Annotated in this window: 11 protein-coding genes and 1 pseudogene; 9 read left to right on the top strand and 3 right to left on the bottom strand. The window is 40.7% G+C overall.

What is annotated here, in order from left to right:
• Nucleotides 1–609: 609 nt before the first annotated feature.
• From QFX10_RS03510 to QFX10_RS03500, 3 genes are all read left to right on the top strand, one after another.
• On the top strand, nt 610–894 hold the full coding sequence (locus QFX10_RS03510) for a hypothetical protein (RefSeq protein ID WP_280606835.1): 285 nt from the start codon (nt 610–612) through the stop codon (nt 892–894).
• Nucleotides 891–1838: a ferrochelatase gene (hemH, locus tag QFX10_RS03505; protein WP_280606834.1), complete on the top strand. Its 948-nt coding sequence runs from the start codon at nt 891–893 to the stop codon at nt 1836–1838. The genes QFX10_RS03510 and hemH overlap by 4 nt, the downstream gene beginning before the upstream one ends.
• A gap of 85 nt (nt 1839–1923) precedes the next feature.
• Nucleotides 1924–2580, top strand: coding sequence for a hypothetical protein (locus tag QFX10_RS03500; RefSeq protein WP_280606833.1), 657 nt, complete (start codon nt 1924–1926; stop codon nt 2578–2580).
• Between the two features lie 77 nt (nt 2581–2657).
• Here QFX10_RS03500 and pepF read toward each other — a convergent pair whose 3' ends face one another.
• Nucleotides 2658–4454 carry an oligoendopeptidase F gene (gene pepF, locus QFX10_RS03495; protein ID WP_280606832.1) on the bottom strand — a complete coding sequence of 599 codons (1797 nt, stop codon included), beginning with the start codon at nt 4452–4454 and terminating at the stop codon, nt 2658–2660.
• A 152-nt stretch (nt 4455–4606) separates the two neighbouring features.
• Between pepF and QFX10_RS03490 the strand changes: the two genes are divergently transcribed.
• The 6 genes and pseudogenes from QFX10_RS03490 to QFX10_RS03465 all read left to right on the top strand — a co-directional run bounded on the left by QFX10_RS03490 (nt 4607) and on the right by QFX10_RS03465 (nt 11477).
• On the top strand, nt 4607–5428 hold the full coding sequence (locus QFX10_RS03490; RefSeq protein WP_280606831.1) for a homoserine O-acetyltransferase/O-succinyltransferase family protein: 822 nt from the start codon (nt 4607–4609) through the stop codon (nt 5426–5428).
• A gap of 15 nt (nt 5429–5443) precedes the next feature.
• Nucleotides 5444–6367 (top strand): cysteine synthase A, encoded by a 924-nt coding sequence (gene cysK, locus QFX10_RS03485; RefSeq protein WP_280606830.1) that lies wholly within the window; start codon nt 5444–5446, stop codon nt 6365–6367.
• 166 nt (nt 6368–6533) lie between these two features.
• Nucleotides 6534–7844 (top strand): NCS2 family permease, encoded by a 1311-nt coding sequence (locus tag QFX10_RS03480; protein WP_437178597.1) that lies wholly within the window; start codon nt 6534–6536, stop codon nt 7842–7844.
• 93 nt (nt 7845–7937) lie between these two features.
• Nucleotides 7938–8243, top strand: coding sequence for a hypothetical protein (locus tag QFX10_RS03475; RefSeq protein ID WP_280606828.1), 306 nt, complete (start codon nt 7938–7940; stop codon nt 8241–8243).
• Between the two features lie 194 nt (nt 8244–8437).
• Nucleotides 8438–9736 carry an adenylosuccinate synthase gene (locus tag QFX10_RS03470; protein WP_280606827.1) on the top strand — a complete coding sequence of 433 codons (1299 nt, stop codon included), beginning with the start codon at nt 8438–8440 and terminating at the stop codon, nt 9734–9736.
• Between the two features lie 170 nt (nt 9737–9906).
• Nucleotides 9907–11477: pseudogene (locus QFX10_RS03465) on the top strand (IS3 family transposase).
• 63 nt (nt 11478–11540) lie between these two features.
• Here QFX10_RS03465 and QFX10_RS03460 read toward each other — a convergent pair.
• Complete coding sequence (locus QFX10_RS03460) at nt 11541–12767, bottom strand: chloride channel protein (protein WP_280606826.1); 1227 nt, start codon at nt 12765–12767, stop codon at nt 11541–11543.
• Nucleotides 12768–12773: 6 nt separating this feature from the next.
• The gene (locus tag QFX10_RS03455) at nt 12774–13112 is read right to left on the bottom strand and encodes a potassium channel family protein (protein WP_280607225.1); all 339 of its coding nucleotides are present in this window, start codon (nt 13110–13112) and stop codon (nt 12774–12776) included.
• Nucleotides 13113–13394 lie beyond the last annotated feature (282 nt).

Raw genomic sequence — 13394 nt, 5'->3', positions numbered from 1 at the left:
AACTTTAAAAATTGACTAAAGTTGAAAGAAGGTTTTTATTTTCCATGGATCTTCCCTGCCTTGCGTAGCTAAAGATAACAAGTTCTGACAAGTAAGCAAAGAAAATGAGGGGATTTCCGCATAGTGAAACAAAAAGAGCCCGCGCGCAAGGGGGTAGACTTGGCGCGGGCCTGGCAATTATTAAGTTGGAGTGTGAAATCACAGAACATCCGTCCCTGGGAGAGAGTAGCAGCTGAAAAGTTAAAGCAGGATGTCAGGGACTGCTACTCGTGGACTGACGATCAGGCACTGTTATAGAAAGAACAAATAATGGCTGGAAAAAAAGAGTCTAGATGACAGATCTTTTCTAGCGCTATAACAGTAAATATCACCCCTTTCAAGTGTATCAAGGAATGGAGAGCCCTTGATGTGACAAGTATATAATACTTGAAAAAAATAAGTGCCCTTGACTTTTGAAATTTTTTTCGGTTTAAGTTTGGTTAAGCTTTTGAGGGTCAAATAAAAAATGTTAACTTCAACAAAAATTAAATTTACTTAAATTTTATCGAAATAAGTAATGCAGTTTACTATAATTTAGCTTATAATCTTAATAAAAAAGGGGATGAGCTTATGGGGAAAAAATGGCATGAAGCATTAGATGCAGATGATGTGGCATTTTTGCAACAATTAGCGGCAGCTGATTTTAAACTTGCTCGACTTTCAGCTCAAAACGGAAGTTCATATTTTGTGTTGAAAAAGAAAGTTAGCAAGTTAAAGCAAGCGCTTGGACAAGAGGAAAAAGAAGATACAAATTTCAAAGAATATTTAGAACTTCTTGTTGCTGAAAAGATCTTGCCAAGTTCGATCGCGCAAGTGCTTTATCAAAAATATTTAGAAGGAGTTCGTAAAAAATGAATCAAAAACAAGGGATCTTACTGATCAATTTAGGGACACCTGATACCCCAGAGCCCCAAAGTGTCCGTCGTTATTTACGGGCTTTTTTAGGAGATAAGCGAGTGATCACCCTGTCTCCCATACTTTGGCGTCCAATATTAGAATTATTTATTTTACCGCGCCGTCCCTATACTTCCGCTAAGATGTATCAGTCCATTTGGTCAGCTGAATATGGTTCTCCGTTGGAATACTATACTAAGCGCCAAGCTGAGCTTTTACAAAAAAAATGTCCTGAAGCTAAGGTGAGATATGCTTTTAGTTATAGTGATCCGCAACTTACGACTGCTTTAGCAGCCTTTGCAGCCGAAGAGATCACCGACCTGACCCTTATCCCACTTTATCCGCAGTATTCGACGACAACTGTCGGATCTGTCAGTGACGAGATCATGCGCTTTTATCAAGGGAAAAATTATCAACCAAATTTGAAGATGCTCACGTCATTTAGTGAACGTTCAGAATATTTAGAACTTTTAGCGACTAAGATCGAAGAACAGACTAAAAAAGCAGATTATGACTGTGTGATCCTTTCCTATCATGGTATTCCGCAAAGTTATGTCAAAAAAGGTGATCCGTATGAAAAACAGTGTTGCTTGATGACTAAAATGCTCAAAGAGCGGTTGCCTGAGTTGACTTTTTTACAATGTTATCAGTCAAAATTTGGCCCAGCTAAATGGCTTGAGCCAGCGTTAGATAAGACGCTTCAGACGTTGCCTGAAAAAGGGTATAAAAAGGTTTTGGTCGTCTCAGCGTCCTTTGTGTCAGATTGCTTAGAGACACTATTTGAGCTAGAGATCGAAAATCGGCAAAAATTCATGGCTGCTGGCGGAAAAAAATTTGATGTTCTAGCTTGCTTAAATGATGATGCCAGCTGGATCGAGCTTTTAGCTAAATGGAGCAAGCGTTAGTTTTTAGGTAGACCTAAAAAAGTGTTTTGGAAAGTTGAAAAATATGCTATCATCAAACTGAAAGTAAAGAAAATAGGTGATAAGCATGAAGTTGAAAGATTTTATCGTAACTTTTTTAACTGAACAAAATGTGAACGGTATGACAGTCAATTTGATCGGAAATTTTGGTAAGGTATTGCGCTTAGCTCAGACCAGGTATTCAGAATATAGTAATCTTATTTTGGATAAGCGCCTTTGGACAGGCAGGCGTGAGGTCAAACGGTGTATGCATTATCCTGTCATCCAATTAAAGGATGGGTTATATATCACAGATGAGATGAGATCTCATGATGAGCAGACATTTTTGACATTTAAGGCGAAATTATTAGAGTTACGCGAAGAACTCAAAACTTTACCTGAAGAAAAGCCAACGAAGTCAGTCCCTGTTGGTGTACAAGCTTTATTTACTGAGCAAGTAGTCGTCGTTGATGAAAAAGACGATTTGAAAGCAGCTATCGTAGGGACAAAAGAACTTGTTGCCTTAGCCGAGTTCAATTTCTTTAACTTAGGGATCTTCTCGTATAAGGATGTAGCTTACTATGAATTAGTCGATCAGACAGGTGGACCTTTAACTAGAGAAGAGCTTGAGAAAAAAGATCTCATCCATATTTTAGGAAAAGTCCTCGTTTTTATGACGATCGCTGGGATCACAGCGGCTGATCACAATACTATGAGTGCCTATTTTAGTATGGGTGATCAGTAAAAAACAGCATCAGATCTTTGGAAAGCAAATTACTTTGCTTTGCGAAGATCTGATGCTGTTTTGTGTTTCACGTGAAACTAGAGCTGCGTAGTCAAAGTTTCGATCCGCTCGACTGTTTGAGCTAAAAAGTCGAGCGTATTTTCTAACGGCTCTTTAGTCGAAATATCGCATCCAGCAACTTTAGCTGCTGCTATCGGTGGAAGTGAGTCACCTAATTTCAAAAAGGCAAGCCAATCTTTGACAGTTGTTTCAGGTTCAGCTAGCAATTTGAGATAAGCTTGAGTCGCGATGGTCAAACCGGCTGAATATGTGTAAGAATAAAGCCCCATGTAGTAGTGCGATTGCCGCATCCAAGTCAAGGCCGCATCATCATCGATCACGACTGCTTCGCCCCAAAAGCGCTGTAGAACTTGTTTTTTGATTTCAGAAAGCTTGGCACCATCAAACGTTTGGCCTGCATCGATCAAGCGATAGACTTCACGTTGAAAGGCAGCTTCGAGGAGATGAGTGACAAAATTATGGTAGAACGTATTTGTCAACATCTTCGTATAGGCAAAGCGCTCTAAGCGCGGATCAGAACTGGTTTGAGTCAATGAATGAGTCAACAGTAATTCGTTAAACGTCGAAGGTGCTTCGACTAAGTACATGGAAGGTTCGCTTCCTAAGATCGAATTATTTTCCATCGTCAAGAGTGCTTGACCCGCATGTCCTAGTTCGTGGACTAAAGTATAGACATCGGCTAATTCGTCTGTCCAAGACATCAAGATATATGGGTGGAGCCCGTAAGGTGTTGTCTCAAAGCCCCCCGTCTCTTTGCCTTCATTCAAAGCAAAATCGACCCAGCGTTCATCAAAGGCGCGTAAGACTAGTTTTTCGTAGGCACTCCCTAAAGGTGCAACAGCTTGTTTGATGTAGTGGGGAGCGTCGGCTAATTTGACTTTAGGGGCAAAGGTTGGATCAAGATCGATCTGTAAGTCAGCAAAAGTCAAGCGATCTAAGCCATGCTCTTTTTGGATGAGCTTGACGTAGCGTTGCATGATCGGGCCGAGTTTTTCCATGATCAGATCGATCTGCCGATCAAAGAGCTCGCGGTTTGATTCTTGTTGTTCGAGCAAGTAATCGACGACAGAATCATACCCACGTAAAGTCGCTAATGTTTTTTCTTTGGCAACTTGGGTGTAGTATGTGGCTGCAACGGTATTTTGGTAGCGGCGCAAGGTCTTAGAAAATGAAGCAAAAGCCTTATGCCGAACTTCGGGATCTGGATGATACTGATACGTATTTTCGTATAAGACAAATGACATCGGATAGGTTTGACCGGCCACTGCAAAATCACTAAAGCGCATATCAGCAGCTCGCGTAGTCGTATAAATATTTTCGGGTGCTTTGAAAGTAGGTGCAAGCAAGGCTAAAGCTTCTTCGGTCGCTTGAGGTAGTTGGTGTTTTTTGGCCGTCTTTAAATGGCGAATGACAGAAGCAAAGCGTGGTGTCTTTTGAGCGACGAGCTCGAGTTCGGTTGGATCTAGGTTGGCAGCTTCGAGTTCAAAGAAAGCTAAAGTTGCTTCTTTTGTCGCTAAAGCTTGGTCAGCTTGTGTGAGCAAATGGTCGTAGTGCGGATCGGTCATATCACTTGCTTGTTGCAAAAAAGCGTAGTGTTCGATCTTAGTTGCATAACGTTCAAGCTGTTCAAGTTCGATCAAAGCTTTTGTCAATTGCTGTGCATCAGTCACTTGCCCTTTGAAACGCGCTGAAAAAGCTGTCGTTTTTTGAGCTAATTTTTCTAGATCAGCGAAAAAAGCAGCGTCATCAGCATAAAGTGCACTTAAGTCCCAAGTGAGTTCTTGCGGGACATCTTTTCTTAATGGTAAAGCCATCGCAATCACATCCTTATTTTTATTAGCAAGATTGTAACATGAAAAAGGTGCTGATGATACCGTTAATTGTTTTTTAAGCAAAGCTAGTGTATAATTTAACTTACAGAATACAAGTAAAGCTTGGCTGTGATCATAAAAAAGGGGGTCATGTCATGCGTCAACCCGCAGATGCTTTGCGGATCGGGGTCTTAAACTTGATGCACGATAAGTTAGATACCCGTGCCCGCTTTTTACGGGTCTTAGAGGGACAAGGGATAAATGTCGCAATAACATTTTATTATCCAAAAGATCACTATAAAGGGCGCTCAGTCCCACCAGAAGTCGCTAAATATGCGCGTCCACTTGAGCTAGCCGAAGTCAAAAAATTAGACGGTTTTATCGTGACTGGGGCGCCACTTGAAAGATTATCTTTTACAGAGATCACGTATAGCGATGAACTCTACGAGCTCTTTTCATGTTTAGAAAAATATCAGATCGAGCAACTGTACGTTTGTTGGGGAGCGATGGCTGCGCTCAATTACTTTTATGGGATCGAGAAATATCTGCTAGCGCAAAAAGTTTTTGGCGTTTACCCACAGGAGATCTTAGCTCCTTCCAAACTTTTACACGGGCTAAAGGATGGTTTTTTAGCGCCGCATGCGCGTTATGCTGATATCGATCTTGCCCAAGTCAGCCAACGACGAGAACTACAGATCAGCGCTAATTCTTCGACTGGACATGCTTTTTTGATCGGAGCCAAAAAAGCGCACCAAACATTTTTATTTTCTCATCTAGAATATGGCCGACAGGCGTTAGAAAAAGAGTATCAACGCGAAGTCGCCGCTTATCCAGACCAAAAAGCTCACTTAGCGCGCCCAACTTATGCGAGTCAAGTTCAAAGATTTTCATGGGGAAAAGCCCAACAGCTCTTTTTTAAGAACTGGCTCACGCTGATCGCAACACGTAAAAAAGCTAAAAACGTTATTAAAAATTGAAAGGACCGATTAATTATGAGTAAAGTGTATCATTCGATCTTAGAGACGATCGGCGAGACTCCGATCGTGAAGTTGAATCATGTCGTTGCAGATAAGGCAGCTGATGTTTATGTCAAACTAGAATTTTTCAATCCAGCTGGTTCAGTCAAGGATCGGATCGCTTTAGCGATGATCGAGGCAGCTGAAGCTAACGGACAATTGTCTGCTGGTCAAACGATCATCGAACCGACTTCAGGTAATACTGGTGTTGGCTTGGCAGCAGTCGCCACGGCTAAAGGCTACCGTTTGATCATTACGATGCCAGAAACGATGAGTATCGAACGGCGTAAATTGATGCAAGCTTACGGAGCAGAATTGATCTTGGCGCCAGGAAGTGAAGGCATGGGAGGCGCGATCAAATTAGCCAAAGAGCTAGCGCAAAAAGAAGGCTATTTCTTACCGATGCAATTTGACAATCCAGCTAATGTCTCAGTGCATGAAAAAACGACTGCTAAAGAGATCTTAGCTGCTTTTGGCGAAGATCTCCCCGATGCTTTTGTTGCTGGGGTTGGAACTGGCGGAACTCTGACAGGTGTCGGACATGTTTTAAAAGCAGCGCGCCCAGATATCAAGATCTATGCGCTAGAACCAAGTGAATCTCCAGTTTTAAAGGAAGGTAAAGCAGGTAAACATAAGATCCAAGGTCTTTCAGCTGGTTTTGTCCCTGCGATCTTAGATACTGAGCTTTATGATGGAGTCGTTGAAGTTCCAAGTCAAAAAGCATTGGAAATGGCACGTAAAGTTGGTCAAAATGAAGGATTCTTACCGGGGATCTCTGCTGGTGCTAATATCTATGGTGCACTCGAGTTAGCGAAAGAATTAGGTCCAGGTAAAAAAGTTTTGACAGTTGCGCCAGATAATGGTGAACGTTATCTTTCGACCGAATTATTCCAAAATTAAGTTAAAAAGCTACGTTAAATGGCGTAGCTTTTTTTATCTGAAAATAAAAGACGAACTATTTTAGGGTTGATTTTTGTTTTTATTCGTGTAATACTTACAAAGTAAAAATAAATCAGAGGTGAAAGCAGTGGCTAATGGAGAAGCACCAGCTACAAACGAGAGCTGGATCGCAAAAACATTTCATTTTAAGGAATTAAAGACAAACACCCGACGCGAAACAGTCGCCGGACTGACGACCTTTGTGTCGATGGCCTATATTTTATTTGTGAATGCCAATATTTTAGGAGCAGCTGGGATGGATAAAGGAGCTGTTTTTACAGCGACCGCTTTATCAGCGATCATCGGTTGTACATTGATGGCTTTTTTGGCCAATTATCCGATCGGGATCGCGCCAGGTCTTGGAGATAATGCCTTCTTCACATATTCAGTCGTTTTGACGATGGGGATCTCATGGCAAACGGCGATGGCAGGCGTTGTTGTCGCTTCGGTGATCTTTACGCTTCTGTCGCTTTTTAAGATCCGGGAGATCGTGATCGATGCGATCCCACATGATCTGAAATTAGCAATGGCAGCTGGGATCGGGATCTTTATCGCTTTTGTTGGACTCAAAGGTGGCGGGATCGTTGTTGCTAGCAAATCTTCGTTAGTCGAACTAGGGTCTTTGACTGTTCCAACAACATGGTTGACGATTTTTGGCTTTTTCATCACTGCTTTATTGATGGCACGTAAAGTTCCAGGCTCGATCTTTATCGGGATCTTAGCGACTGCCGTTTTAGGGCTTTGCACTGGACTTATTCCGATGCCAGACCGGATCGTTTCTACGATCCCAAGCTTGAAACCAACCTTTGGCGTTGGTCTAGCTCATTTAGGAGATATCAATACGCCGCAGATGTTTGCGGTGATCCTAGTTCTTTTACTTGTTTCTTTCTTTGATACAGCCGGAACGTTAGTTGGTCTAGCTCAACAAGCTGGATTGATGAAAAATGATAAGATGCCCCGGATCGGACGCGCTTTGATGGCTGATTCATTTTCAATGTTAGCTGGTTCTGTTATGGGAACGACCCCAACAGCTGCTTACGTTGAATCTTCAGCAGGGATCGCCGTTGGGGGCCGGAGTGGTTTTACATCTTTAGTGATCGCTGGGTGCTTTGGATTGAGCTTATTCTTCTCACCATTACTGACAGTTGTGACAACGCAAGTGACAGCCCCAGCTTTGATCATTGTCGGTTCCTTGATGGCGCAGTCGATGCGCTTTATCGATTGGGAAAAATTTGAGATCGCCTTACCGGCCTTCTTGACGATCATCGCCATGCCTTTGACATACAACATCTCGTATGGGATCGCGTTTGGCTTTTTAGTTTATCCGATCACGATGATCGCGGCTGGGCGTCGGAAAGAGTTGAATCCTGTTGTGATTACGCTCTTCTTTGTCTTTATCGTGATGCTTTATGTATTAAATATTTTGCCCCATAACTGATCGGGAGAGCAAAGCTAGTCTAAGTCAAGGCTAGCTTTTTTTGTTATAATAAAGACGGTATTTGGCAGTTTAGCCTAGGAAAGGATCGAAGAGATGAAAGCGCGTAAAGAGATCGCACAAAGGGCGCTTGAGCTGACAGTAGCGTTTGAACAACAAACAGCAGATGATAAAGTTTTCCAAAAGATCGCACGTTATGGCAAAAAGGAACTAGCAGCGCGTCAGATCGCCCCGCAAAATATTATGGAAAAAATGTCAAGAGCAGCATATGAAGCTGTTTTACGGGGCAAAGGAAAGATCAAGATGGATGCTACGACATTAGCGCTTGTCAAAGAGATGGAAAAACTTGCGCGCGAGCGTAGTATTTTACCCTTTCGTCGCTATGACCCTTGGGATGAATAGCGATTTTTGCGTAAAAGAAGCATAAAATCCAGATTAAAGTTCGCAATTATTTGTGTAAAACATTTTTTATAGTATTAATATTCGTAATTACTTGAAAAAGTGAGGTCCGGTTGTTACAATTATCAAGGTCGTTAATTTGAAGACTTGCAGGCTAGCACTAAGTTAGCTTAGAAATATTATGAGGTGGACTGTTTATGTCATCAGTAGTAGTTGTTGGTAGTCAATGGGGCGATGAAGGTAAAGGCAAGATCACAGATTTCTTGAGTAAAAATGCCGATGTTATCGCACGTTATCAAGGAGGAGACAATGCTGGACATACGATCGCTTTTGGGGGAAACACCTATAAGCTTCGTTTGATCCCATCGGGTATTTTTTATTCCGATAAGATCAGCGTGATCGGTAACGGTGTTGTCGTGAACCCGAAATCATTAGTTGCAGAATTAGAATATTTACACGAAAATAACATTCCGACTGATAATCTTCGCGTTTCTAATCGGGCCCATGTTATTTTGCCGTACCACATTATTTTAGATGGTCTACAAGAAAGTGCTAAAAAAGACAACAAGATCGGTACGACAAATAAAGGTATCGGTCCATGCTACATGGACAAGGCAGCCCGGGTCGGGATCCGGATCGCTGATTTATTAGAAGCCGATACTTTTGCTGAAAAACTCAAAAAGAATATCGCCGATAAAAATCGTTTATTTGAAAAAATGTACGATTATACTGGCGAACCACTTGATTTTGAAAAGATCTACGAAGAATACTATGCTTATGGACAACAGATCAAAAAATATGTGGCTGATACTTCAGTCATCTTAAATGACACGTTTGACCAAGGGGGGCATGTCCTCTTTGAAGGTGCGCAAGGTGTCATGTTAGATGTTGATCACGGGACATATCCGTTTGTCACATCATCCAATCCGATCGCTGGGGGCGTGACGACTGGTTCTGGTGTCGGTCCAGCTAAAGTCACAAAAGTCGTAGGGGCTTGCAAAGCCTATACTTCGCGTGTTGGTGATGGTCCGTTCCCAACTGAATTACATGATGAGATCGGTGATTACATCCGTGAAGCAGGACATGAATATGGCACGGTCACAAAACGTCCACGGCGGATCGGATGGTTCGATAGTGTCGTAATGCGCCATTCTAAACGGGTTTCTGGGATCACGAACCTCTGCTTGAACTGTGTTGATGTTTTGACTGGTTTAGATGAATTAAAGATCTGTACCGCTTATGAATTGAACGGTGACCTTATCGATCGCTATCCAGCTAGTTTGAAAGAATTGGCAGCATGTAAGCCTGTCTATGAGACACTACCAGGTTGGAAAGAAGATATCACAAATTGTAAGACATTAGAGGAATTACCTGAAAATGCACGTAACTACATCAAACGGATCGAAGAACTCGTTGGTGTTGAAGTTTCGACTTTCTCAGTTGGTCCAGATCGTGATCAAACGAATGTCTTAAAAAATATTTGGCAAGAAGCCTAAAAGAGCCACTTCTAGGCATCTGTCAACGAGTATAACTGTTGTTATAAGTGGCTGGGAAAGATCCAGTTGCTAAGTCAAATATAAAAAGCTAGCGGGCAATAATGATATGATTCCCCTAGAGTGGACACGGAAATAATAAAGATTCTGTGATCACTCTAGGGGGATTTTTTATGTCTAGAAGAACTACTAAACATACACTTGAAGAAAGATACCAGGCAGTCTCCGAGTATCTTAGTGGACAATATAGTAAGTACTTTATCTGCCGGAAATATACCATTTCTAAAAATACATTTGATAATTGGATCAGAAAATACAAAGCTGGCGGTTTAGATGGCTTAAAAGAGTCTAGAACCTGGAAAGAATATTCAGTTGAATTAAAAACAACTGCGGTTCTAGAATATTTAGAAAATGGACGTTCACCAAAGAAAATTTGTGATAAATACAATATTTCGAGTGTTTCGGTTTTACGTAAATGGATCAACTTGTATACTAATGGAAAAGGCTTTAAAGCTACCATTGGAGGTCGTAATAGAATGAAACATGGACGTAAAACTACTTTTAAGGAACGGCTCGAAATAGTTCAGTATACACTTGCTAATAATAAGAATTATCACAAAGCGATCGATAAATATAATGTTTCTTATTCCCAAGTCTATAATTGGGTCAAAAAGTTTGAAGTAGATGGCGAAAAGGCATTATACGATAATCGTGGTAAAACAGTTAAAGATCGTGATTATAAGACTCTTTCTGAAACTGAGCGTCTCAAGCTTGAGATCCTACGTTTGAAAGAACGTAATAAATATCTAGAAGCAGAAAATATCGTTTTAAAAAAATTGGACGAACTCGAAAGGAGGAGATAAGCTTTATACCTAAAAATCTGCGTTTTAAAGCTATTCAGGAAGTTCTTAAAGAGTTTCCACAAATTGAACTCTGGATCCTTTGTGCGATCTTAAATGTATCGCGCTCAGGGTATTATCGTTATTTAACTGCTCCAAAATCACAATGTACTTTGGAAAATGAATGGTTAAGTGAGATCATAAAAAAAGAATTTCATGCTTTAAATGGAATTTACGGTTCTAGAAGAATGACTCTTCTTATCAATCGAAAGTATCAAAAACAATATAACTTCAAACGTATTCGTCGCCTAATGAGAGTCCTTGGTTTATATTCAGTGATCCGACGCAAACGCCGAGGTTGTACTCATTCAGAACATTTAAACTACGAAGAAAATACTTTAGGTCGTGATTTTTCCGCTACTGAACCTAATCAAAAGTGGGTGACTGATGTCACTTATTTAGAGTATGGCTTAGGACAAAAAGCTTATTTAAGTGCGATCAAGGATCTATACGATGGATCCATCATAAGTTTTGAAATTAGTAAAAGAAATGATAATCGGCTTGTCATGAAGACTTTGGAAAAAGCATTCACGCATTTAAATGGAGCTGATCTACTTCTTCACAGTGACCGTGGATTTCAATATACTTCAAGAGAATATCTCCGGTTGACCTCAAGGCATGGTGTTACAAGAAGTATGTCTCGAGTGGGAAAATGTATCGATAATGCACCAATGGAAAGTTTTTGGAGTCATTTCAAGACAGAATGTTATTATTGGCTAAAATGTGAAACATATGGAGAACTTGTAGAAATGATCGAAAACTATATCAAGTTCTACAATACCCAACGTTACCAAATAAAACTAAACAGCCTGACTCCAGAAGAATACCGGAATCAGGCTGCCTAGAATTTTAATTATTTAGTTGTTCACTTGACGGGTCTCAGATCATAATGAAGCTCGCTAGCTTTTTTATTTCGAGATTTTTTTGAAGTAGTTTTTGCGCCAAGTATCGCTTTGTTTAGCTAAAAAGCAAGCCAATAACAGCAAAGGAAAATACTGGAGTGGAAAGAGCAGTAAGAGAAGCAGAGCTGTAAAGAGTGGACGTTTTAAAATGATCGTGATGCTGGCAGCGACGATGAGGGCAACGGTTGCTCCTGGAGTGTACGGAAAAATTTTGGCGAAGGCACAGGCAAGAGCAGTACTTGCGAAGATAGCAGGAAAAATCTTTCCTCCTCGCCAACCAAAGGCGAAACTAAGATGAGTCAAGCAAGCTTTACCTAAAGCTAGGAAAACTAGAAAAAGTATGCTGTATTCAGTGTAGTGTCTTGAGAGCGGAAAGACAGCATGTTCACCTGAATATAGGAAATAATGTGAGCACATGCCTAAGCCTCCCAGCAAAAGACCACCACAAAGGGCAAAGAAGATAGGGCGCGTGTGACCTTTGACTAAATTATCGCTAAATTTTTCTAACGCTAAAAAGAGATAGCCAAAACTGATCCCAAGTAATATTGCAGGCAGAGCGCTGAATATGAGGCGATAGTCCCAAGTAACGGTCGGGATCCGAATAAAGAATATGTTTTCTTTAGGGAGAAAACTATTGATAAAAGAAAAGCCTAAAAAACCAGCCACAGTGCTCAAAGTGTAGAGTAGCGTTTTTGAGCGACTTTTAGAGAGCTTTTGGCCCTTTTCATCTTCAAATGCATCTGATAAACCTACAAGTGGCGCTGAAAAGACGGCCGCGAAGACAGCTTTGAAACCTAGTTCAGTTAACTCCTCTTTACGCGAAAAAGTGAGTTTCATGTGATCACCTGCCCAGGTGATCAGTCCACCAAGAATACTCGCTAGGGCTGCTTCTGGACCTAAACTTGCGCCAAATCCTAAGACGATAATGGCACTGATAAAGTTTTTTGCTAGTACTTTAGTATACGCAACTCGTTTTGTTTGTTGAAATTCATGGAGTGTTTCGTGCATTGTTTTAGGGTAAGGTCCCCAATATTTTTGTGTCAGACCAACTAAAACCCCACCGTAGATCCCGATCAAAAGCGGATAAAATAGCGGGGGATCAAATGTATTGGGGATAGTTTCCCAAATAAAGTGGAGCATAAACTCGACTAGAGCTAAAAATAAGGCTGAAAAAGAACCTACGAAAAAGCCTAGAAGACAACAATATAAAATAAAAATTCCTTTGAAATGCAAAGCTAATCACTTCCTTTGATCATTATGTTTTAGTTTATCGATGGTTGAAGAAAATGTTGCGATCGAAGCTGAAATAAGACCGATCCCGACAAAAACGTAGCCGATCGTAAACAGTTTACCTAAAGTGGTTTGCGGAGCTAGATCACCGTAGCCGACAGTGGTCAGTGTCATCACTGCGAGATATAACGCATCTAAGTAGTCAAGTTTTTCGATAGTATGATAAAATAAGGTCCCGATCATTAAGATAAAAAAGGTACTGAGTAAGAGGGCTTTTTGATCTTCTTGCTTAAAAATAAGGTGCAAGATCGTTTTGATCCGTTTGAAAAGTAAGAAAAATGATAACATATCAGTCAACTAACGATGCTCAGCGCTGTCAAAAGTAGCTGGAGCTTCCTTTCTTTGATTTTAGGTGATATGAAGCAGATTATTTGAAATAATCATAGCATGAAACCTTCAAACTTTTCTAAACTTTTCAATATTTTGATAAAAATTCTAAAAAAGGGCGACTAGCACTTGTATTTAGCAATAATTTCAGATAATATTATGATGAAAGCGTTGACAAAAAACGTTTTTTAGTGCGTACTACAAGTTGATTTTAGATCAAAAAAGTAAGTTTTGATACAGGGA

The sequence above is a fragment of the Ligilactobacillus faecis genome, assembly GCF_029889745.1.
GTDB classification, from domain to species: Bacteria; Bacillota; Bacilli; order Lactobacillales; family Lactobacillaceae; genus Ligilactobacillus; species Ligilactobacillus faecis.
Note: the sequence above shows the minus strand (reverse complement) of the source record. Positions and strands in the feature narration are given on the sequence as shown.